General features: G+C 60.7%; 8 protein-coding genes, 4 tRNA genes, 6 rRNA genes and 4 pseudogenes. 7 read left to right on the top strand and 15 right to left on the bottom strand.

The annotated features are described in order from the left end of the window. The first annotated feature begins 159 nt into the window (after nt 1-159). Both ACHMXE_RS14625 and ACHMXE_RS14620 read left to right on the top strand, forming a co-directional pair. A pseudogene (locus ACHMXE_RS14625) lies at nt 160-1,858 on the top strand (AMP-binding protein). Beyond that, a complete protein-coding gene (locus tag ACHMXE_RS14620) occupies nt 1,859-2,788 on the top strand; it encodes an MBL fold metallo-hydrolase (protein WP_395349895.1) in 930 nt (309 codons plus the stop codon). Between the two features lie 115 nt (nt 2,789-2,903). On the opposite strand, the gene rrf (ACHMXE_RS14615) is transcribed toward ACHMXE_RS14620, so the two are convergent. The 10 genes from rrf (ACHMXE_RS14615) to ACHMXE_RS14570 form a co-directional block, all read right to left on the bottom strand. After that, nucleotides 2,904-3,016: ribosomal RNA gene (rrf, locus tag ACHMXE_RS14615) — 5S ribosomal RNA — on the bottom strand. A 142-nt stretch (nt 3,017-3,158) separates the two neighbouring features. Beyond that, nucleotides 3,159-6,027, bottom strand: a 23S ribosomal RNA gene (locus tag ACHMXE_RS14610). A 316-nt stretch (nt 6,028-6,343) separates the two neighbouring features. Next, nucleotides 6,344-6,419: transfer RNA gene (locus tag ACHMXE_RS14605), tRNA-Ala, on the bottom strand. Between the two features lie 40 nt (nt 6,420-6,459). Beyond that, nucleotides 6,460-6,536 (bottom strand) — tRNA-Ile (locus ACHMXE_RS14600). Nucleotides 6,537-6,624: 88 nt separating this feature from the next. After that, nucleotides 6,625-8,160, bottom strand: a 16S ribosomal RNA gene (locus tag ACHMXE_RS14595). Between the two features lie 538 nt (nt 8,161-8,698). After that, nucleotides 8,699-8,811 (bottom strand): 5S ribosomal RNA (gene rrf, locus ACHMXE_RS14590). Between the two features lie 142 nt (nt 8,812-8,953). Continuing rightward, nucleotides 8,954-11,820, bottom strand: a 23S ribosomal RNA gene (locus ACHMXE_RS14585). Between the two features lie 317 nt (nt 11,821-12,137). Then, nucleotides 12,138-12,211: transfer RNA gene (locus ACHMXE_RS14580), tRNA-Ala, on the bottom strand. Nucleotides 12,212-12,251: 40 nt separating this feature from the next. Further along, nucleotides 12,252-12,328, bottom strand: a tRNA-Ile gene (locus ACHMXE_RS14575). An 89-nt stretch (nt 12,329-12,417) separates the two neighbouring features. Then, nucleotides 12,418-13,952: ribosomal RNA gene (locus ACHMXE_RS14570) — 16S ribosomal RNA — on the bottom strand. Together the 16S, 23S and 5S rRNA genes with 4 tRNA genes alongside form the textbook arrangement of a ribosomal RNA operon. Before the next feature lie 595 nt (nt 13,953-14,547). Between ACHMXE_RS14570 and ACHMXE_RS14565 the strand changes: the two genes are divergently transcribed. From ACHMXE_RS14565 to ACHMXE_RS14545, 5 genes and pseudogenes are all read left to right on the top strand, one after another. Then, on the top strand, nt 14,548-15,114 hold the full coding sequence (locus ACHMXE_RS14565; protein ID WP_395349893.1) for an ATP-binding cassette domain-containing protein: 567 nt from the start codon (nt 14,548-14,550) through the stop codon (nt 15,112-15,114). Further along, a pseudogene (locus ACHMXE_RS14560) lies at nt 15,015-15,335 on the top strand (ABC transporter ATP-binding protein); the annotation flags it as partial. The gene ACHMXE_RS14565 and the pseudogene ACHMXE_RS14560, both read left to right, overlap by 100 nt. A gap of 100 nt (nt 15,336-15,435) precedes the next feature. After that, on the top strand, nt 15,436-16,029 hold the full coding sequence (locus ACHMXE_RS14555) for an ATP-binding cassette domain-containing protein (protein WP_395349891.1): 594 nt from the start codon (nt 15,436-15,438) through the stop codon (nt 16,027-16,029). Further along, complete coding sequence (locus ACHMXE_RS14550; protein ID WP_395349889.1) at nt 16,001-16,444, top strand: ABC transporter C-terminal domain-containing protein; 444 nt, start codon at nt 16,001-16,003, stop codon at nt 16,442-16,444. The genes ACHMXE_RS14555 and ACHMXE_RS14550 overlap by 29 nt, the downstream gene beginning before the upstream one ends. A 97-nt stretch (nt 16,445-16,541) precedes the next feature. After that, nucleotides 16,542-18,324 (top strand): annotated as a pseudogene (locus tag ACHMXE_RS14545) (phospholipase D family protein). Nucleotides 18,325-18,354: 30 nt separating this feature from the next. On the opposite strand, the gene ACHMXE_RS14540 reads toward ACHMXE_RS14545, so the two are convergent. The 5 genes and pseudogenes from ACHMXE_RS14540 to ACHMXE_RS14520 all read right to left on the bottom strand — a co-directional run bounded on the left by ACHMXE_RS14540 (nt 18,355) and on the right by ACHMXE_RS14520 (nt 23,372). After that, nucleotides 18,355-18,513 (bottom strand): hypothetical protein, encoded by a 159-nt coding sequence (locus ACHMXE_RS14540; protein ID WP_395353090.1) that lies wholly within the window; start codon nt 18,511-18,513, stop codon nt 18,355-18,357. Between the two features lie 85 nt (nt 18,514-18,598). Further along, a pseudogene (locus ACHMXE_RS14535) lies at nt 18,599-19,261 on the bottom strand (DUF1775 domain-containing protein); the annotation flags it as partial. 44 nt (nt 19,262-19,305) lie between these two features. After that, nucleotides 19,306-21,600 (bottom strand): TonB-dependent receptor, encoded by a 2,295-nt coding sequence (locus tag ACHMXE_RS14530; RefSeq protein ID WP_395353088.1) that lies wholly within the window; start codon nt 21,598-21,600, stop codon nt 19,306-19,308. 117 nt (nt 21,601-21,717) lie between these two features. After that, on the bottom strand, nt 21,718-22,089 hold the full coding sequence (locus ACHMXE_RS14525; protein ID WP_203203061.1) for a DUF2946 family protein: 372 nt from the start codon (nt 22,087-22,089) through the stop codon (nt 21,718-21,720). An 11-nt stretch (nt 22,090-22,100) separates the two neighbouring features. Beyond that, on the bottom strand, nt 22,101-23,372 hold the full coding sequence (locus ACHMXE_RS14520; protein ID WP_395349887.1) for a TraB/GumN family protein: 1,272 nt from the start codon (nt 23,370-23,372) through the stop codon (nt 22,101-22,103). Nucleotides 23,373-23,399: the final 27 nt, after the last annotated feature.

Below are 23,399 nucleotides of genomic sequence, written 5' to 3'. Positions count from 1 at the left end.
GCTTCCTTTTCGGCAGCCGTGCCGAAGTGCGCGGCTCGCGCCGGCTCCATGCATCGATCGGCAGCTATCGCGCAGGCGACAGCCGATGCATTTACCTAGGACAAGCCCGCTGGTCGCTTGTCCTGTGCGGCTCCCACAATCCGCGCCAAAGGAGCTTGCATGCAGACATCCGCGCGACAGCACTATCCGGCCGGCGTACCGCACGAGATCGATCCCGAGCAGTACCGATCGCTTTCCCACATGTTCGACGAGGCTTTCGGCCGCTATGCCGAGCGCCCGTTCTCGGTGTGCATGGAGCGCTGGATGTCGTACGGCGAGCTCGATGCGCAGTCGAAGGCACTCGGCGCCTGGCTGCAGTCGCGCGGGCTCGAACCCGGCGCGCGCGTGGCGATCATGCTGCCGAACATCCCGCAGTTCGCGGTCACCATGTGTGCCGTGCTGCGCGCGGGCTACACCTGCGTGAACGTCAATCCGCTGTACACCGCGCGCGAGCTCGAGCATCAGCTCAAGGACTCGGGCGCGACGGCGATCGTGATCCTCGAGAACTTCGCGTCCACGCTCGAGCAGGTGATCGAGAAGACGCCCGTGAAGCACGTGGTCATCACCGCGATGGGCGATCTGCTCGGCGGCCTCTACGGCAGCTGGATCACGCTCGCGGTGCGGCACCTCAAGAAGATGGTGCCGCCGTTCAAGCTGCCGCTGAGCGACGGCCGCACGGTCACGCCGTTCTCGCAGGCGCTCTCCGAAGGACGTGGCCGCACGCTGGCGGCCGACAAGAGCACGCTCGACTCGATCGCCTTCCTGCAGTACACGGGCGGCACGACCGGGCTGTCGAAGGGCGCGGTGCTCACCCACCGCAACATCGTGGCCGCCACCCTGCAGGCCGAGGCCTGGTTCACGCCGGCGCTCTCGCGCGCGGGCGACCTCGCGAAGGTCAACAGCATCGCTGCGCTGCCGCTGTATCACATCTTCGCGCTCACCTTGTGCCTGCTCGTGATCCGCCAGGGGTCGCACATGACGCTGGTGCCGAACCCGCGCGACTTCGACAAGTTCATCGCGGTGCTGAAGAAGCGCCCCTTCCACATGCTGCCGGCGGTGAACACCCTGTTCAACGCGCTGCTGATGCATCCCGAGTTCAAGACCATCGATTTCTCGACGCTGTTCGTCTCCCAGGCAGGCGGCATGGCGGCCTCGGAAGGCACGGCGAAGCGCTGGTTCGAGGCCACCGGCTGCCCGATGATCGAAGGCTGGGGCATGAGCGAGACCTGCGCGATCGGCACCAACAATCCGGTGTCGAACACCAGGTTCACCGGCACCATCGGCCTGCCGTTGCCGAGCATCGAGATCGCGATCAAGGACGATGAGGGCAATTCGATGCCGATCGGTGAATCGGGCGAGCTGTGCATCAAGGGGCCGAACGTGATGAAGGGCTGACTACAACCAGCCGGCCGAGACTGCGGCTGCCTTTACCGCCGACGGCTTCATGCGCACCGGCGACGTCGCCGTGATGCAGGAGGACGGCTACAGCCGGATCGTCGACCGCAAGAAAGACATGATCCTGGTCAGCGGCTTCAACGTGTTCCCGAACGAGCTCGAGAACGTGATCTCGCTGTGCCCGGGCGTGGTGGAATGCGCGGCGATCGGTGTGCCCGACGAGAAGCAGGGCGAGGCGATCAAGGTGTTCGTGGTGCGCCGCGACCCGAGCCTGACCGAGGAGGCTGTGCTGCAATACTGCAATGGACAACTCACCGGCTACAAGCGCCCACGGCACATCGAATTCCGCGATGCGCTGCCCAAGACCAACGTTGGCAAGATCCTGCGCCGCGAACTTCGCACCGCTGCCTCCGCGGGCCATTGAATGAGCGCGGCGGCGGTCGCCGGGTTGCCGGCGAATGTCGTCGTGCTCGAGCGAGGGTGGCTGTCGTCCAACAACATCCTCGTGATCGGCGCCGATGAGGCGGCGCTGATCGACACCGGTTATGTGACGCATGCCAAGCAGACGGTGACGCTGGTCGAGTCGGCATTGGACGGTCGGCCGCTCGACCGGGTGCTCAACACGCACCTGCACAGCGACCATTGCGGCGGGAACGCGGCGCTGCAGGCGCGCTATCCGGCCCTTCGCATCGAGATTCCGCCGGGCGAGGCGGCGCTGGTGGATCGCTGGGATGAAGAAGCGCTGAGCTTCAAGGCGACGGGGCAGAGCTGCCCGCGGTTTCGTGTCTCCGGGTCGCTGCAGCCCGGGACGGAACGCGAGGTCGGCGGGCTGTACTGGCAGATCCATGCGGCGCCGGGTCACGATCCGCATTCGGTCATTCTGTTCGAGCCTGTGTCGCGGACTTTGGCGTCGGCCGATGCGCTGTGGGAGAACGGGTTTGGTATCGCTTTTCCGGAGTTGAAAGGGGAGCCTTCATTCGACGAGATGGCGGCCACTCTGGATCTGATCGAGCGCCTGGCGCCATCGATCGTGATTCCGGGGCATGGGTCGGTCTTCATGGATGTGGAAGGCGCGTTGAAGGTGGCACGGCGCCGGCTCGAGGGGCTGCAACGGGATCCCACCAAGCACGCGCGGCATGCGATCAAGGTGCTGATCAAGTTCAAGCTGCTGGAAAAGCAGCGGATGTCGCGCGCGGATTGGATGGCCTGGGTGCGCGAGACGCCTTATCTCGCCATGGTGTGCGGCCGGTTCTTCGACGGCGTGGCGCTGGATGTCTTGGCGCAGGAGATCTTGGGCGAGCTCGTTGCGGCAAAGGCGGCCGAATCGACCGAATACGAAATCCGCAATCTCTGAATTGAATCGGCAATAAAAAAGCGCATCGTTTTGGCCGATGCGCTTTTTGTTTTGCTTTTGCTTGCGCAAAGAAAAAAGCCCCAACCGATTGGTTGGGGCTTTTTTGGCTGTAAGAGCCTGACGATGACCTACTTTCACACGGGAACCCGCACTATCATCGGCGCTGAGTCGTTTCACTGTCCTGTTCGGGATGGGAAGGAGTGGTACCAACTCGCTATGGTCATCAGGCATAAAGGGTTGCCTGGTTGATCACGTGATCAACCAAACGAATTCATAGAGTTTTGAATCAGCACGCGCTTAGGCGTTATTTGAATGTGTTTTTGAATGCGTCAACTTGGCATAACACCTTGATCTGACTGATCAAAGTTATAGGGTCAAGCCGCACGAGCAATTAGTATCAGTTAGCTTAACGCATTACTGCGCTTCCACACCTGACCTATCAACGTCCTGGTCTTGAACGACTCTTCAGGGGGCTCGAGGCCCCGGCAGATCTCATCTTGAAACGAGTTTCCCGCTTAGATGCTTTCAGCGGTTATCTCTTCCACACTTAGCTACTCGGCAATGCCACTGGCGTGACAACCGATACACCAGAGGTGTGTCCACTCCGGTCCTCTCGTACTAGGAGCAGGCTTCCTCAAATCTGCAGCGCCCACGGAAGATAGGGACCAAACTGTCTCACGACGTTTTAAACCCAGCTCACGTACCTCTTTAAATGGCGAACAGCCATACCCTTGGGACCGGCTACAGCCCCAGGATGAGATGAGCCGACATCGAGGTGCCAAACACCGCCGTCGATATGAACTCTTGGGCGGTATCAGCCTGTTATCCCCAGAGTACCTTTTATCCGTTGAGCGATGGCCCTTCCATACAGAACCACCGGATCACTATGTCCTGCTTTCGCATCTGCTCGACTTGTCAGTCTCGCAGTTAAGCACGCTTATGCCATTGCACTATCGTCACGATGTCCGACCGTAACTAGCGTACCTTCGAACTCCTCCGTTACGCTTTGGGAGGAGACCGCCCCAGTCAAACTGCCTACCATGCACTGTCCCCGATCCAGATAATGGACCTAGGTTAGAACCTCAAACACACCAGGGTGGTATTTCAACGTTGGCTCCACAAGATCTAGCGACCCTGCTTCAAAGCCTCCCACCTATCCTACACAGATCTGTTCAAAGTCCAATACAAAGCTACAGTAAAGGTTCATGGGGTCTTTCCGTCTTTCCGCGGGGAGATTGCATCATCACAAACATTTCAACTTCGCTGAGTCTCAGGAGGAGACAGTGTGGCCATCGTTACGCCATTCGTGCAGGTCGGAACTTACCCGACAAGGAATTTCGCTACCTTAGGACCGTTATAGTTACGGCCGCCGTTTACTGGGACTTCAATCAAGAGCTTGCACCCCATCATTTAATCTTCCAGCACCGGGCAGGCGTCACACCCTATACGTCCACTTTCGTGTTTGCAGAGTGCTGTGTTTTTAATAAACAGTCGCAGCCACCGATTTTTTGCAACCCATTCATGCTCCGTTGTTCACTTCACACTAATAGGGCACACCTTCTTCCGAAGTTACGGTGTCAATTTGCCGAGTTCCTTCTCCTGAGTTCTCTCAAGCGCCTTAGAATACTCATCTCGCGCACCAGTGTCGGTTTGCGGTACGGTCGTATACAGCTGAAGCTTAGTGGCTTTTCCTGGAACCTCGTTCAGTCACTTCGCGAGCAAGCTCGCTCGATCGTTGGCCTCGGTATATGTGCACCGGATTTGCCTAATGCACGCCTACATCCAACTAAACCGGGATATCCAACACCCGGATGACCTATTAAGATCCGTCCCCACATCGCACTGTATAACGGTACAGGAATATTGACCTGTTTCCCATCAGCTACGCATCTCTGCCTCGCCTTAGGGGCCGACTTCACTCTACGCCGATGAACGTTGCGTAGAAAACCTTGCGCTTACGGCGAGGGGGCTTTTCACCCCCTTTAACGCTACTCATGTCAGCATTCGCACTTCTGATACCTCCAGCACGCTTTACAACGCACCTTCACAGGCTTACAGAACGCTCTCCTACCACTTGCAATAAATTGCAAATCCGCAGCTTCGGTAACTGGCTTAGCCCCGTTACATCTTCCGCGCAGGACGACTCGATCAGTGAGCTATTACGCTTTCTTTAAATGATGGCTGCTTCTAAGCCAACATCCTGACTGTTTTAGCCTTCCCACTTCGTTTCCCACTTAGCCAATTTTAGGGACCTAGCTGGCGGTCTGGGTTGTTTCCCTCTTGAGTCCGGACGTTAGCACCCGGTGCTCTGTCTCCCAAGCTGTACTCTTCGGTATTCGGAGTTTGCCTTGGTTTGGTAAGTCGCCATGACCCCCTAGCCAAAACAGTGCTCTACCCCCGAAGGTAATACTTGAGGCACTACCTAAATAGTTTTCGGAGAGAACCAGCTATTTCCAAGTTTGTTTAGCCTTTCACCCCTATCCACAGCTCATCCGCTAGTTTTGCAACACTAGTCGGTTCGGACCTCCAGTACCTGTTACGGCACCTTCATCCTGGCCATGGATAGATCACTTGGTTTCGGGTCTACACCCAGCGACTGATCGCCCTATTCGGACTCGATTTCTCTACGGCTTCCCTATTCGGTTAACCTTGCCACTGAATGTAAGTCGCTGACCCATTATACAAAAGGTACGCAGTCACCCTTGCGGGCTCCTACTTTTGTAAGCACGCGGTTTCAGGATCTATTTCACTCCCCTCCCGGGGTTCTTTTCGCCTTTCCCTCACGGTACTAGTTCACTATCGGTCGATGATGAGTATTTAGCCTTGGAGGATGGTCCCCCATATTCAGACAGGATTACACGTGTCCCGCCCTACTTTTCGCTAGCTCAGTACCACACAAGTCTTTTAACGTACGGGGCTGTCACCCACTATGGCCGGCCTTTCCAAGCCGTTCTGATAAGTCTTGTGCTATCACTAGCAGGCTCTTCCGATTTCGCTCGCCACTACTTTCGGAATCTCGGTTGATGTCTTTTCCTCGAGCTACTGAGATGTTTCAGTTCACCCGGTTCGCCTCGCATGACTATGTATTCATCATGCGATACCTTTCGGTGGGTTTCCCCATTCGGAAATCTCCGGATCAAAGCTAATTTGCCAGCTCCCCGAAGCTTATCGCAGGCTATCACGTCCTTCGTCGCCTATCATCGCCAAGGCATCCACCACGTGCTCTTATTCACTTGACCCTATAACTTTGACGTTTCTTCACAGAAACCAAAGTCAATCAGGAATTGCCAGGTCTTTCACCTGGCGCGTTATGCCGCCTTCATAAATCGATTTGACTCGAAATTGAAGTTCATATTGACGCAATCAAAAATTCAAGTTGCTGACGGCACGGTGAGCCATGAAGCTCTTTCCGTCAGCAACGCTGATTCAACTCTATGAATTTTTAAAGAACAGCCGATTGATCAGGAGATCCCGATCAACAACAAAGAAGCCTCATGCCTACGCAGGAAGCCGCTTTGGTGTTGAAACGTTCCGAGGGGAACCGATGATTGGTTGTGGTGGAGGATGACGGGATCGAACCGACGACCCCCTGCTTGCAAAGCAGGTGCTCTCCCAGCTGAGCTAATCCCCCAAATCCCTCAGTTTTCTCTCACACGAGGTATCAGAAGATTTGGTGGGTCTAGTTGGGCTCGAACCAACGACCCCCGCCTTATCAAGACGGTGCTCTAACCAGCTGAGCTACAGACCCATTCGCCAATCGTCTTCGAATCGAAGACAACCGACTTCTTCCAACAACCGATAAGTGTGGGCGTTTAAATTAAATTGCTTGTTTCCAGAAAGGAGGTGATCCAGCCGCACCTTCCGATACGGCTACCTTGTTACGACTTCACCCCAGTCACGAACCCTGCCGTGGTAATCGCCCTCCTTGCGGTTAAGCTAACTACTTCTGGCAGAACCCGCTCCCATGGTGTGACGGGCGGTGTGTACAAGACCCGGGAACGTATTCACCGTGACATTCTGATCCACGATTACTAGCGATTCCGACTTCACGCAGTCGAGTTGCAGACTGCGATCCGGACTACGACTGGTTTTATGGGATTAGCTCCCCCTCGCGGGTTGGCAACCCTTTGTACCAGCCATTGTATGACGTGTGTAGCCCCACCTATAAGGGCCATGAGGACTTGACGTCATCCCCACCTTCCTCCGGTTTGTCACCGGCAGTCTCATTAGAGTGCCCAACTAAATGTAGCAACTAATGACAAGGGTTGCGCTCGTTGCGGGACTTAACCCAACATCTCACGACACGAGCTGACGACAGCCATGCAGCACCTGTGTTACGGTTCTCTTTCGAGCACTAAGCCATCTCTGGCGAATTCCGTACATGTCAAAGGTGGGTAAGGTTTTTCGCGTTGCATCGAATTAAACCACATCATCCACCGCTTGTGCGGGTCCCCGTCAATTCCTTTGAGTTTCAACCTTGCGGCCGTACTCCCCAGGCGGTCAACTTCACGCGTTAGCTTCGTTACTGAGAAAGTGAATTCCCAACAACCAGTTGACATCGTTTAGGGCGTGGACTACCAGGGTATCTAATCCTGTTTGCTCCCCACGCTTTCGTGCATGAGCGTCAGTACAGGCCCAGGGGATTGCCTTCGCCATCGGTGTTCCTCCGCATATCTACGCATTTCACTGCTACACGCGGAATTCCATCCCCCTCTGCCGTACTCCAGCAATGCAGTCACAGATGCAGTTCCCAGGTTGAGCCCGGGGATTTCACAACTGTCTTACATTACCGCCTGCGCACGCTTTACGCCCAGTAATTCCGATTAACGCTTGCACCCTACGTATTACCGCGGCTGCTGGCACGTAGTTAGCCGGTGCTTATTCTTACGGTACCGTCATTAGCCTTCTTTATTAGAAAAGGCCGTTTCGTTCCGTACAAAAGCAGTTTACAACCCGAAGGCCTTCATCCTGCACGCGGCATGGCTGGATCAGGCTTGCGCCCATTGTCCAAAATTCCCCACTGCTGCCTCCCGTAGGAGTCTGGGCCGTGTCTCAGTCCCAGTGTGGCTGGTCGTCCTCTCAGACCAGCTACAGATCGAAGGCTTGGTGAGCCTTTACCTCACCAACTACCTAATCTGCCATCGGCCGCTCCATTCGCGCAAGGTCTTGCGATCCCCTGCTTTCATCCGTAGATCGTATGCGGTATTAGCACAGCTTTCGCTGCGTTATCCCCCACGATTGGGCACGTTCCGATGTATTACTTCACCCGTTCGCCACTCGCCGCCAGGATTGCTCCCGCGCTGCCGTTCGACTTGCATGTGTAAGGCATGCCGCCAGCGTTCAATCTGAGCCAGGATCAAACTCTATAGTTCGATCTTGATTTGCGCCTGATCTCACAATCAGGCAAAACTCACAAAACGGAATTGAAGTGAACTTCACTTCTATTCTCATGAGCGTTTTAAGTCTTGCGACTTGTTCCGAAGAACTTACGCAATTACCTTCAAACGCCCACGCTTATCGGCTGTAATTTTTTAACGATCACCGAAGCAACTTGTCGTTTACTTCGTCTTGCTCGCTGCGATCAGCGAAGCCTTGTAGTCTAACACGGTTTTTAAAGAACCGTCAAAACTTTTTTCATCCTCTTCACCGCTTGACCCCAACTCGATGACTTCCGTCATCACCGCCGAAGCCTGTCAGCGAAGCCCTCGATTATGCACAGATTTCTCAACATGCGTCAACTTCGAGAGAAGTTTTTTCGACCTGTCTGCAGCTCGCCCGAAGACTCGCTGCCGGCAGCGCTGACAGCCTGCATAGTGCCGACTGCTTCGCTTGTCTTGCTCGCACTTATGAGGTGCTCACATAAATAAGAAAGGCCCAACACACTGTGTTGGGCCTTTCCGGGCTGTAAGAGCCTGACGATGACCTACTTTCACACGGGAACCCGCACTATCATCGGCGCTGAGTCGTTTCACTGTCCTGTTCGGGATGGGAAGGAGTGGTACCAACTCGCTATGGTCATCAGGCATTAAACGGTTGCCCGGCTGATCACGTGATCAACCAAGCGAATTCATAGAGTTTTGAATCAGCACGCGCGGTGGCGTTATTTGAATGTATTTTGAATGCGTCAACTTGGCATAACACCTTGATCTGACTGATCAAAGTTATAGGGTCAAGCCGCACGAGCAATTAGTATCAGTTAGCTTAACGCATTACTGCGCTTCCACACCTGACCTATCAACGTCCTGGTCTTGAACGACTCTTCAGGGGGCTCGAGGCCCCGGCAGATCTCATCTTGAAACGAGTTTCCCGCTTAGATGCTTTCAGCGGTTATCTCTTCCACACTTAGCTACTCGGCAATGCCACTGGCGTGACAACCGATACACCAGAGGTGTGTCCACTCCGGTCCTCTCGTACTAGGAGCAGGCTTCCTCAAATCTGCAGCGCCCACGGAAGATAGGGACCAAACTGTCTCACGACGTTTTAAACCCAGCTCACGTACCTCTTTAAATGGCGAACAGCCATACCCTTGGGACCGGCTACAGCCCCAGGATGAGATGAGCCGACATCGAGGTGCCAAACACCGCCGTCGATATGAACTCTTGGGCGGTATCAGCCTGTTATCCCCAGAGTACCTTTTATCCGTTGAGCGATGGCCCTTCCATACAGAACCACCGGATCACTATGTCCTGCTTTCGCATCTGCTCGACTTGTCAGTCTCGCAGTTAAGCACGCTTATGCCATTGCACTATCGTCACGATGTCCGACCGTAACTAGCGTACCTTCGAACTCCTCCGTTACGCTTTGGGAGGAGACCGCCCCAGTCAAACTGCCTACCATGCACTGTCCCCGATCCAGATAATGGACCTAGGTTAGAACCTCAAACACACCAGGGTGGTATTTCAACGTTGGCTCCACAAGATCTAGCGACCCTGCTTCAAAGCCTCCCACCTATCCTACACAGATCTGTTCAAAGTCCAATACAAAGCTACAGTAAAGGTTCATGGGGTCTTTCCGTCTTTCCGCGGGGAGATTGCATCATCACAAACATTTCAACTTCGCTGAGTCTCAGGAGGAGACAGTGTGGCCATCGTTACGCCATTCGTGCAGGTCGGAACTTACCCGACAAGGAATTTCGCTACCTTAGGACCGTTATAGTTACGGCCGCCGTTTACTGGGACTTCAATCAAGAGCTTGCACCCCATCATTTAATCTTCCAGCACCGGGCAGGCGTCACACCCTATACGTCCACTTTCGTGTTTGCAGAGTGCTGTGTTTTTAATAAACAGTCGCAGCCACCGATTTTTTGCAACCCATTCATGCTCCGTTGTTCACTTCACACTAATAGGGCACACCTTCTTCCGAAGTTACGGTGTCAATTTGCCGAGTTCCTTCTCCTGAGTTCTCTCAAGCGCCTTAGAATACTCATCTCGCGCACCAGTGTCGGTTTGCGGTACGGTCGTATACAGCTGAAGCTTAGTGGCTTTTCCTGGAACCTCGTTCAGTCACTTCGCGAGCAAGCTCGCTCGATCGTTGGCCTCGGTATATGTGCACCGGATTTGCCTAATGCACGCCTACATCCAACTAAACCGGGATATCCAACACCCGGATGACCTATTAAGATCCGTCCCCACATCGCACTGTATAACGGTACAGGAATATTGACCTGTTTCCATCAGCTACGCATCTCTGCCTCGCCTTAGGGGCCGACTCACTCTACGCCGATGAACGTTGCGTAGAAAACCTTGCGCTTACGGCGAGGGGGCTTTCACCCCCTTTAACGCTACTCATGTCAGCATTCGCACTTCTGATACCTCCAGCACGCTTTACAACGCACCTTCACAGGCTTACAGAACGCTCTCCTACCACTTGCAATAAATTGCAAATCCGCAGCTTCGGTAACTGGCTAGCCCCGTTACATCTTCCGCGCAGGACGACTCGATCAGTGAGCTATTACGCTTTCTTTAAATGATGGCTGCTTCTAAGCCAACATCCTGACTGTTTTAGCCTTCCCACTTCGTTTCCACTTAGCCAATTTTAGGGACCTTAGCTGGCGGTCTGGGTTGTTTCCCTCTTGAGTCCGGACGTTAGCGCCCGGTGCTCTGTCTCCCAAGCTGTACTCTTCGGTATTCGGAGTTTGCCTTCGTTTGGTAAGTCGCCATGACCCCCTAGCCAAAACAGTGCTCTACCCCCGAAGGTAATACTTGAGGCACTACCTAAATAGTTTTCGGAGAGAACCAGCTATTTCCAAGTTTGTTAGCCTTTCACCCCTATCCACAGCTCATCCGCTAGTTTTGCAACGCTAGTCGGTTCGGACCTCCAGTACCTGTTACGGCACCTTCATCCTGGCCATGGATAGATCACTTGGTTTCGGGTCTACACCCAGCGACTGATCGCCCTATTCGGACTCGATTTCTCTACGGCTTCCCTATTCGGTTAACCTTGCCACTGAATGTAAGTCGCTGACCCGTTATACAAAAGGTACGCAGTCACCCTTGCGGGCTCCTACTTTTGTAAGCACGCGGTTTCAGGATCTATTTCACTCCCCTCCCGGGGTTCTTTTCGCCTTTCCCTCACGGTACTAGTTCACTATCGGTCGATGATGAGTATTTAGCCTTGGAGGATGGTCCCCCCATATTCAGACAGGATTACACGTGTCCCCGCCCTACTTTTCGCTAGCTCAGTACCACACAAGTCTTTTAACGTACGGGGCTGTCACCCACTATGGCCGGCCTTTCCAAGCCGTTCTGATAAGTCTTGTGCTATCACTAGCAGGCTCTTCCGATTTCGCTCGCCACTACTTTCGGAATCTCGGTTGATGTCTTTTCCTCGAGCTACTGAGATGTTTCAGTTCACCCGGTTCGCCTCGCATGACTATGTATTCATCATGCGATACCTTTTCGGTGGGTTTCCCCATTCGGAAATCTCCGGATCAAAGCTAATTTGCCAGCTCCCCGAAGCTTATCGCAGGCTATCACGTCCTTCGTCGCCTATCATCGCCAAGGCATCCACCACGTGCTCTTATTCACTTGACCCTATAACTTTGACGTTTCTTCACAGAAACCAAAGTGGATCAAGGAATTGCCAGGTCTTTCACCTGGCGCGTTATGCCGTCTTCATAAATCGATTTGACTCGAAATTGAAGTTCATATTGACGCAATCAAAAATTCAAGTTGCTGACGGCACGGTGAGCCATGAAGCTCTTTCCGTCAGCAACGCTGATTCAACTCTATGAATTTTTAAAGAACAGCCGATTGATCAGGAGATCCCGATCAACAACAAAGAAGCCTCATGCCTACGCAGGAAGCCGCTTTGGTGTTGAAACGTTCCGAGGGGAACCGATGATTGGTTGTGGTGGAGGATGACGGGATCGAACCGACGACCCTGCTTGCAAAGCAGGTGCTCTCCCAGCTGAGCTAATCCCCCAAATCCCTCAGTTTTCTCTCACACGAGGTATCAGAAGATTTGGTGGGTCTAGTTGGGCTCGAACCAACGACCCCCGCCTTATCAAGACGGTGCTCTAACCAGCTGAGCTACAGACCCATTCGCCAATCGCCTTCAAAATCGAAGACAACCGACTTCTTCCAACAACCGATAAGTGTGGGCGTTTAAATTAAATTGCTTGTTTCCAGAAAGGAGGTGATCCAGCCGCACCTTCCGATACGGCTACCTTGTTACGACTTCACCCCAGTCACGAACCCTGCCGTGGTAATCGCCCTCCTTGCGGTTAAGCTAACTACTTCTGGCAGAACCCGCTCCCATGGTGTGACGGGCGGTGTGTACAAGACCCGGGAACGTATTCACCGTGACATTCTGATCCACGATTACTAGCGATTCCGACTTCACGCAGTCGAGTTGCAGACTGCGATCCGGACTACGACTGGTTTTATGGGATTAGCTCCCCCTCGCGGGTTGGCAACCCTTTGTACCAGCCATTGTATGACGTGTGTAGCCCCACCTATAAGGGCCATGAGGACTTGACGTCATCCCCACCTTCCTCCGGTTTGTCACCGGCAGTCTCATTAGAGTGCCCAACTAAATGTAGCAACTAATGACAAGGGTTGCGCTGGTTGCGGGACTTAACCCAACATCTCACGACACGAGCTGACGACAGCCATGCAGCACCTGTGTTACGGTTCTCTTTCGAGCACTAAGCCATCTCTGGCGAATTCCGTACATGTCAAAGGTGGGTAAGGTTTTTCGCGTTGCATCGAATTAAACCACATCATCCACCGCTTGTGCGGGTCCCGTCAATTCCTTTGAGTTTCAACCTTGCGGCCGTACTCCCCAGGCGGTCAACTTCACGCGTTAGCTTCGTTACTGAGAAAGTGAATTCCCAACAACCAGTTGACATCGTTTAGGGCGTGGACTACCAGGGTATCTAATCCTGTTTGCTCCCCCACGCTTTCGTGCATGAGCGTCAGTACAGGCCCAGGGGATTGCCTTCGCCATCGGTGTTCCTCCGCATATCTACGCATTTCACTGCTACACGCGGAATTCCATCCCCCTCTGCCGTACTCCAGCAATGCAGTCACAGATGCAGTTCCCAGGTTGAGCCCGGGGATTTCACAACTGTCTTACATTACCGCCTGCGCACGCTTTACGCCCAGTAATTCCGATTAACGCTTGCACCCTACGTATTACCGCGGCTGCTGGCACGTAGTTAGCCGGTGCTTATTCTTACGGTACCGTCATTAGCCTTCTTTATTAGAAAAGGCCGTTTCGTTCCGTACAAAAGCAGTTTACAACCCGAAGGCCTTCATCCTGCACGCGGCATGGCTGGATCAGGCTTGCGCCCATTGTCCAAAATTCCCCACTGCTGCCTCCCGTAGGAGTCTGGGCCGTGTCTCAGTCCCAGTGTGGCTGGTCGTCCTCTCAGACCAGCTACAGATGGAAGGCTTGGTGAGCCTTTACCTCACCAACTACCTAATCTGCCATCGGCCGCTCCATTCGCGCAAGGTCTTGCGATCCCCTGCTTTCATCCGTAGATCGTATGCGGTATTAGCACAGCTTTCGCTGCGTTATCCCCCACGATTGGGCACGTTCCGATGTATTACTCACCCGTTCGCCACTCGCCGCCAGGATTGCTCCCGCGCTGCCGTTCGACTTGCATGTGTAAGGCATGCCGCCAGCGTTCAATCTGAGCCAGGATCAAACTCTATAGTTCGATCTTGATTTGCGCCTGATCTCACAATCAGGCAAAACTCAGCAAAACGGAATTGAAGTGAACTTCACTTCTATTCTCATGAGCGTTTTAAGTCTTGCGACTTGTTCCGAAGAACTTACGCAATTACCTTCAAACGCCCACGCTTATCGGCTGTAATTTTTTAACGATCACCGAAGCAACTTGTCGTTTACTTCGTCTTGCTCGCTGCGATCAGCGAAGCCTTGTAGTCTAACACGATTTTTAAAGAACCGTCAAAACTTTTTTCACCCTCTTCACCGCTTGACTCCAACCCGATGACTTTCGTCATCACCGCCGAAGCCAGTCAGCGAAGCCCTCGATTATGCACAGATTTCTCAACATGCGTCAACTTCGAGAGAAGTTTTTTTCGACTGCTTCATCAACCTGCCCTCGGCTTTCGCCTTCGGGCCTGTCGACCTGATTTGCGTTGCCGCATCGTCAGCCGAGCCAGCGAGTATATGCCATTTATTCGGCCCTGCAAGAGCGCCGCCGACAAATCGACCGCCCCGGCTTTCCTGCCTGCGGCAGCGCTACGCGCTGCCGCAGGCAGACAGGCTCCTCGGATAATCCGCCCCACATGGCACTCATCACACTCCTCGACGCCCAATTGGCGTTCGGTCACGTCCCGCTGCTCGATCACACGGACTTCTCTCTGCTCGAATCGGAGCGCATCGGCCTGATCGGCCGCAATGGCGCGGGGAAGTCCTCCCTGCTCAAGATACTGGGGGGGCTGGAGAAGCCCGACGACGGCGCCCTCCAATACCAGCAGCACCTGCGCGTCTCCTATGTGGCACAGGAACCCGCCCTGGACATGGAGGCCGACGTGTTCACCGCCGCCAGTGCCGGCCTGTCCGAGGTGATCGCCGTGCGCGACCTCTATCTGTCGGGCGCGGACGGCCTGGACCTGGACGCACTCCAGTCCCAAATCGAGGCCTTCGATGCCTGGAACTGGGAGCAGCGCGTCGAAGAGACGCTGCACCGCCTCCATCTGGACCGCAATGCCCGCGTCGGCAACCTGTCGGCGGTACCCGCAAGCGGGTCGCCCTGGCACAGGCCCTGGTCGCGGCGCCCGACGTGCTCCTGCTCGACGAGCCCACCAACCACCTGGACCTCGACTCCATCGAGTGGCTCGAACAGCTGCTGATCGACTTCAAGGGCAGCGTGGTCACCGTGACCCACGACCGCAGCTTCCTCAACCGAGTCGCCACCCGCATCGTGGAGCTCGACCGCGGCAAGCTCGGCTCCTACCCCGGCAACTTCGAGCAGTACCTGCTCCAGAAGGAAGAGCAGCTGGCCCAGGAGGCGGTGATCAACGCCAAGGCCGACAAGCTGCTGGCGCAGGAGGAGGTCTGGATCCGCAAGGGCGTCGAGGCCCGCCGCACCCGCAGCCAGAGCCGCATCGGCCGCCTCGAGGGCGCTGCGCGCCAACCGCAGCGCCCGCCGCGAAGTTCAGGGCAGCGTCAACATGGACGTGGCCACCGGCCAGGCCAGCGGCAAGATCGTGGCCGAGCTGACCGAGGCTTCCAAGTCCTTCGGCGAGAAGACCGTGATCCGCAACTTCAGCGGCACCATCCTGCGCGGCGACAAGATCGGCCTGCTCGGCCCCGACGGCGCCGGGCAAGACCACGCTGCTCAAGCTGATCCTCGGCGAGCTCGAACCGACAGCGGCAAGATCCGCCGCGGCACCAACCTCGAGGTCGCCTACTTCGACCAGATGCGCGACAAGCTCGACCTCGACGCCACGCTCGAGGACTTCATCAGCCCCGGCAGCGAATGGATCGAGATCGGCAGCCAGCGCAAGCACGTCAAGAGCTACCTGTCGGACTTCCTGTTCTCCCCCGCGCGCGCCAACTCCCCGGTGCGCTCGCTGAGCGGCGGCGAGCGCAACCGGCTGCTGCTGGCGCGCCTGTTCGCCCGCCCGGCCAACGTGCTGGTGCTCGACGAACCGACCAACGACCTCGACATCGACACCCTGGAGCTGCTCGAAGGCCTGCTGCAGGACTACGACGGCACGGTGTTCCTCGTGAGCCATGACCGCACCTTCCTCGACAACGTGTGACCAGCACCATCGCCTACGAGGGCGACGGCCGCTGGCGCGAGTACGAGGGCAGCGTGCAGGACTGGCTGATCCAGTCCCGCCGCGCGCGCGAGATCGCCGAGCAGCGCCTGGCCGCGACCGCCACGCCCGCCGTGGCGCCCCGCCGCCCGCCGCCAGCGCGGCACCAGCCCCCGCCAGCGCATCGCGCAAGAAGCTCAGCTACAAGGAACAGCGCGAGTTCGACGCCCTCCCCGCGCTGATCGAATCGCTGGAAAGCGAGCAGAAGCGCATCGCGGAGATCCTCGCGCTCGACGGCGGCGCGATCTACGCCACCGATGCCTCGCGCGCCACCGAGCTGGCCGCGCGCCATACCCAGATCGACGACGAACTGCTGAGCGCGATGGAACGGCAGGAGGAATTGGGCGCGAGCCGCTGAGTCCGCCTGCCGTCCGACGCCGGGCGGCCGCGACCTCGGCTATACATGCGGCTCCCACCCAATCCAGACAACAGAAAGCGCCGGGGGAGTCCACCGCATGCCGTTCATTCCAGCGTTCCTCGGCCGATCGATGGCGGCGGCCCTGCTGCTCGTCCTCGGCGCCTGCGCCCAACTGCCCCAGAACGTGGACCGCCCGGTGTCCACCGCGCTGGCCTCCCCGGCCGGCACGCCGCTCGCCACGCTGGTCCAGGAGCGCCGCCGGGCCGACGCGGCGCGCTACGAATCGGGGTTCCTGCTGCTCGCGGGCCCGCAGGCGGCCTACGGCAGCCGGCTGGCGCTGATCGACGGCGCCCAGAAGACGCTGGACCTCCAGTACTACGCCATCCACGTCGACGCCAGCACCGGGGCGCCTGGTGCGCGGCCTGCGCGCCGCGGCCGAGCGCGGCGTGCGGGTGCGCATCCTGCTCGACGACTTCCACAGCACCGGCCGCGACGCGCTGGTGCTGGGCCTGGCCTTCGTGCCGAACATCGAGCTGCGGCTGTTCAACCCGCTCGCGGGCGCGCGCGGCTCGACCTTCAGCCGGCTGCTGAACTCGGCCGGCGACGCCTCGCGCATCCAGCAGCGCATGCACAACAAGCTGTTCCTGGCCGACAACGTGCTGGGCGTGACCGGCGGGCGCAACCTCGGCGACGCCTACTTCGGCAACTCGCTCAACGGCAACTTCATCGATGTCGACGTGCTCGCGGCCGGCCCGATCGTGCAGGACCTCTCGCGCAGCTTCGACAGCTACTGGAACAACGAGCGCGCCTATCCGGCGCAGTCGCTGGTCTCGCGCGAGGAGCTGCAGGCGATCCGCGACCGTGCGCGCCAGACCGACCGGGAGCTGGCCGAGGAATCGGCCCGCGCGCGCGACGCCGACGCCGCCCCGGCGACCTCCGGCGATCAGCCCAAGCCGCCCGACGGCGAGCCCCGCCCCGACGGGCCGCCCACCGCCGCGCAGCGCGCGCGCGCCTGGGACGAGAAGCCGCTCGACCTGCGCAGCGCGCGCTTCGTCTGGGCACCGGCCGCGATGCTGGCCGACCAGCCCGGCAAGATCCCGGCCGACGTGCCCGGAGGCCCTGACGGTGCCCGCGCGCCCGGCCTGGTGGTGAGCCAGCCCGAGGACAAAGCCAGGGTCTCGCGCAGCGCGGCCGCGCTCACGGCCGATTCGGACTTGGCGGCCGGCAGCGAGACGGTGGTCGAGGGGCTGCTGCAGCTCATCGGCCAGGCGCGCTCCGACCTGCTGATCATCTCGCCCTACTTCGTGCCCGGCGCCGACATGAAGCAGGCTTTCGCCGCCGCCCGCGCGCGCGGCGTGCGCATCCGGGTGCTGACCAACTCGCTGGCCTCGAACGATGCGCCGGTGGCCCACGTCGGCTACGCACGCCATCGCGAGGAGCTGCTGAAGATGGGCATCGGCCTGTACGAGCTGCGCAGCGAGCAGGCCGGCCTGGGCAGCGCCTTCGGCGGCTCCACCGGCTCGACCGGCGGCAGCAGCGTGACCGGCGAGTCGCGCGCGATGCTGCATTCGAAGGTGCTGGTGATGGACGGCCGGCTGCTGGTGGTCGGCTCGATGAACCTGGACCTGCGCTCGCAACTGCAGAACACCGAGATCGCGCTGCTGATCCGCAGCGGCGAGCTGTCGGGCCTGGCGGCCGAGCAGATCGAGCGCGGACTGCGCGAGCGCGCGTGGCACGTCGAGCTCGTCGACGGTTCGCTGGTCTGGCACGCGCCCGAGGGCAGCGGCCTGCCCGACAGCCGGACCGAGCCCGATGCCAGCCTGAGCCTGCGCCTGCTGCTCAAGCTCTTCGGGCCGCTGGCGCCAGACCAGTTGCTCTAGTCCGACGCCACTTCGACCGCTTCAACCGCGTCAGTGCTTGTGCTGATGCGCGGCCCCGCCCGCGTCGGCACCGGCCGGCGCACCCACGGGCAGCGTGACGTCGAGCGTGGTCTTCACGCCCTTCGCGTCCTCGAACTTCAGGGTCAGCGGCACGTTCGTGCCCTTGGCAACCGCGCCCTTCAGGTCCATCAGCATGACGTGGAAGCCGCCCCGGCTTCAGTTCCACCGTCTGGCCGGCCGGCAGGTCGAGCCCGGCGCTCAGCTCGCGCATCTTCATGGTGTCGCCTTCCATCTTCATCTCGTGCACCTCGGCCACGCCGGCCGCGGGCGTGGAGATGCTCACGAGCTTCGTGCCCGTGGGCGAAGTCAGCTTCATGAAGGCGCCGGTGCCGCTCTGGCCCGGCACCGACTGACGGACCCAGCCGTCGCGCACGTCGACCGTGGCCACGCCCTGCGCCACCACGTCCAGCTTGGCGGCCGGGCGCTTCAGGCCCGCGGTGGACTTGCCCGAGGCCGGCACCTCGGCCCAGTCGGCGCTGCCCACGTCGCAGGTCTGCAGCACCTTGAACCACAGCGTGCCCGGCGTGGCCGGCGCCCTGCCGCGCACCACGAACTCGGCCTTCTCGGTGCCGGGCAGCGCGGCCTGCGCGTTCTCGGCGGTCCAGCGCACCTCGCCGCCAGCGCCCTTCTGCACATCGAGCTTCCAGCCCTTGCGCGCCTGCGCCTCGCTCAGCACGAAGCCCGGCGGCAGCTTCACCGCCAGCCCGGTGGTGGCCTTGGCGCCCTCGCAGGCATGGCCGACGCGGAAGGCGGCGTCGTAGTCGCTGCCCACGGTGACGCCGCCGGGCGGCAAGGTGACATGGGCCAGCACGGCGGCGGCGCTGCCGGCCAGCAGGACGGCGGCGGCGACGGTGCGCAGGGTGAGGTGACGGTTCATGAGGGGTACTCCTTGAGGAAAGACGGTGAAGGACAGGGCAGGCGTCAGAGGTCGAACTTGAGTTCGCCCACGTAGGTGCGCTGCGGATAGGGGTGGAAGGCCCAGTACTTGTTGTTGTTCAGGTTGTCGATGCCGAAGGATGCGCTCCATTGGCGGTCGATGCGGTAGCGCACGCGCAGGTCGGCCACGAAGAACTTCGAGAAGCCCATGTAGGCGAAGCCGTTCGGGTCGCTGTTGTCGAGCGTGCCGTACTGCTTGCCGCTGTAGCGCATGCCCAGGGTGTAGCTCCAGTTGGCGTCGGGCCGGTAGGTGGCCAGCAGGGTGGCGCGCACCTTGGGCACGCGCGGCTGCTGCTGGCCGACGCTGGCCGGAAAGCCGCGGTTGGCCGTGATCTTCGAGTTCGCGAGCGTGAGGCTGCCGCCGAGGTCGAGGCCGCGGATGCCGACGTCGGTGGCGTTCAGCGCCACCTCGAGCCCGCGGGTACGGATGGCATCGACGTTCTGCACCGTGCTCACGAGGTTCGTCAGCGCCTGGCTGTAGAGCGCGTCCTTCGTGCGCTCGAAGAACAGCGTGGTGCGCAGCACGCCGTCGAGCCCCCAGCCGTCGAGGCCGCGCTCGGCGCTGAGCTCGGTGGTCCACGAGCGCTCGGGCCGCAGGTTGGGGTCGGTGTTGACGATGCGGTTGCCGTCGATCGAGCCCTGGTAGAGCTCGCTCACGGTCGGCATGCGCACCGCGCGGCCGGTCGAGGCCTTGAACAGCCAGTCGGAGGTGGCCTGCCAGGCGATCGCGGCCTTGGGCGAGTCGTAGCTGTTCCTGCGCGGCGCGAAGTCGAGCAGCCGGGTCGCGTTGCCGAGCTGGCCGCCCCAGGCCTCCCAGCGCTCGTGGCGCAGGCCCAGCGTGGTCTTCCAGTCGCGCGCGAAGCGCCAGGTGTCCTGCAGGTAGAGCGACTGCAGCCGGGTGTTGCCGTTGAAGGCCGAGAACGGCGTGACCGGCGGGCCGCCGATCCAGTCGACGGTGGTGCCGACGCTGGTGCGCAGCCTGGCCGCGTCCTGCTGGAAGCCGAAGTCGACCACGTGCGCGCCCACGCCCTCGGCCGAGCCGGTGGGCCGCCAGGTGCCCGCGGCCTTGAAGGTGTGCCAGCCGCTGCCGCCCATGTCGGTGGTGCGGCCCGGCCCGCCGAGGAAGGCGCCGGGCAGCGGCGTGGTCGGCGTGCGCGAGGTGTCGCTCGCGTAGTCGAACAGGCTGGCCGCCACTTCCCAGTCGAACACGCCGCCGCTGTGGCTCTTGACCGAGAGGCCGTGCATGTAGTGGGTGAGCCGGGTCTCGGTCGGCACCAGCGCGCCGCTGGGTGCGTCGAGGTTGTAGCTGCGCCCGGCGATGTTGACCCGCCCGCCGTAGACCGGCAGGCCCAGCGGATCGCGCAGCCAGGTGTCGACGCTGCCGTGCGTGGTGTTGTTCCAGGCGCCCAGCGTGTAGGTGGCGCGCACCGTGGGCGAGAAGTCGTAGGCCAGCTTGAGCTTGGCCTGTTCCTGCGTGGTGTCGTAGATCGTCGCGCCGCCGACCAGCCACCAGGGCTGGTTCGACGGATTGAGCCCCAGCACCGCGCCGGTGACCGGTGTGCCCGCATTGCCGAGCGTGCCCGCGCTCAGCAGGCGGTTGCCGAACACCAGCGCCTGGCCCTTGCTCTGCGTGCGCGAGGCGCTGAGCCACCACGACCAGTCGCCGCTGCGGCTGCCCAGCGACAGGTCGAGCTGCTGGCCGGCCGGCGAGGAATGGCTGTTGTAGAGGTCGAAGTTCGAGACGAAGCCGCTGAGCTTCACGTGGGCCTCGAACTTCTCGGGCATGCGCGTCACGTAATCGACCACCGCGCCCACCGAGTTGCCGGGGTAGGCGGCCGAGAACGGCCCGTACAGCACGTCGACGCGCTCGATCTCCTCGGGCGAGACCATGCCCCAGCGCGGCGCGTAGGTGGCGCCGTTGCCCAGCGGGTTCGACAGCATGATGCCGTCGGCATAGACCATCGAGCGCGCGCTGTTGCCGGTGCCCGAGGCGCGCGTGGCCAGCACCGCGTGGTTGAAGTCGCCGATGTAGCGCTTGCGCACGACCAGGCTCGGCAGGTACTTGAGCGCGTCCTCGCTGTCGGTGGCGTTCACCGTCTCGACGATCTGCGCGTGCGTCGTGCCTTCGATGGTGGTCGGGATCTGCGCCGGCAGCGAGGTCGGCCGGCCGCCGGTGACGGTGATGGCGCCGAGCGCGCGCTCGGCACCGGCGCTATCAGACGCCGACGCGGGTTGCGCCCAGGCGGGCGCGCCGAGCGAGGCGCCCAGCGGGAATGCCATGGCGATCGCCACGGCGCGGGAATGCTTGTTCACAGGGAGGCTGCTCCACGAAACGCTGGCCAGGAAGGACCGGAGACGCCCGTCGAACGGGCGCATCCAGTCATGGACTCGAGGGTTTCAGGAGCGCGAAGGCGGTCCGCGCGCGGGCAGCGGCGCCGCGGTGGCCGCGGCCAGGCGCGCGGCGGGAATCGGCTGGAGCACGCGCCCCAGCGGCAGGGGAAGGTCGAGGCTGGCGACCGGCGGCACCGGCGGCGGCGCGCCGGTCAGCACGCACAGCGGGCAGTCCATGTGCGAGACGCCCATTTCCTGCACGCCGTCCTCGGTGTGGACCACCGCCTTGACGGCGCCGGCGCTCGAGCAGACCAGCTCGATCGCCTGCGGATGCACGAGCGGCGAGGCGATGGCCGCGCCCAGCGAGAGCGCGAACCACAGCAGCACCCAGCGGCCGGCGAGGCCGAGGAAGCGGGTGTGGCGGCGCATCAGGTGCATGGCGGGCGCGATTATCGGCGCGTTTTGGACGCGGCGGGCTTGGCCGGCGCCTTCGCGGCCGGCTTGGCCGTCGACCTGGCCGGTGCCTTGGCCGCCGGCTTGGCGCCCTTCGGCGCCGCCTTGCCGCCCTTGGCCGGCGCCGCCGCGCGCGCGCCCGCCTTGCCGCGAACCGGCGCGGCCTTGGCCGAGCGGCCGCCGCGCGCGGCGCGCGCCGAGCGCACGGGCGGTGCCGCCGCGGCTTCGGCCTCGGGCTCCTCGGCCGCGGTGGGCAGCGTGCCGCGCTCGCCCGGCAGCACCTCGGTCACCGTGAAGCCGCGCGCCGCCAGCAGGGTCGGCAGGCCCTGGGCGCCGATCATGTGCAGCGCGCCCACGGCCGCGAACACGCGCTGGCCGCCGTCGTGCATGCGCGCGATGCCGGTCGCCAGGATCGGGTTGCGGTCGTCGAGCAGCCGCGTCATCAGCCGCTGCTCGGCCGGCGTGCGCATGCAGTCGCACCACTCGGGGTAGCGCGCGAGCCGCGCGAGGTCGCCGCGCGCCCAGGCGTCGGCCAGTTCCTTGAGCTGGGTGCGCAGCTGGCCCGATTCGAGTTCGTCGAGCGCCGAATCGATCTGCGCCGCCTCCTCCTCCTCGGAGCCGCCGGTCAGCATCTCGAGCTGGGCCGCCGGGTTCTCGAGCGCGAACACCGGCTTGTTGGCGTTGCGCGCCCACACGGCCAGCATCTCGTCGATGCCGAAGTCGGGATAGAGGCCGTCGGCCCGCCCGGCCAGGCCGGTCAGCGCCGTCACCTGCAGGATCGGCTGCAGCGCCGCGTTGGCGCCCGGCGTCACGCAGGCGATCTCGTTCTGCCGCGCCAGCCGCCGCGCGCGCTCGCCGCTGAGCAGCCGCGCGATCAGCGCCGGGTCGGCCGGCTGGGTCAGCGGTTTCATCGCGGTGGGATCGCGCACGTCGATCTCGAGCGCCAGCGCGTCGCTCTGGCCGAGCGCGCGCTGCACGGTCGGGCCGGGGCGCAGCCAGGGCGCGCGCCCGAGGTGGATGGTGCCGTACAGCCACGAGGTGCGGCCGTCCTTCTCGATGCGCCACAGCAGGCCGCGGTCGGCGCCGCTGCGCTGGTCGCTCGAACTGCGCGAGCGCTCGAGGCTGCCGATGGCCGAGGGCGGGCAGGCCGCCTGCGCCGCCACGCCGGCCAGCGCGCAGCAGGCGCCGACCAGGGCCGGCAGCGCGCCACGCGCCCAGGAGAAGGAGAAACGGAAGGAGGAGAGGAAAGAAGAGGAGACCAGGCGCATGCGCCGTGCCGACCGATCGGCCGGCTT

Source organism: Variovorax sp. UC122_21, from assembly GCF_044056785.1.
Lineage (GTDB): Bacteria > Pseudomonadota > Gammaproteobacteria > Burkholderiales > Burkholderiaceae_C > Variovorax.
The sequence above is the reverse complement of the archived record's forward strand: the minus strand, read 5'-3'. Positions and strand labels throughout refer to the sequence as shown.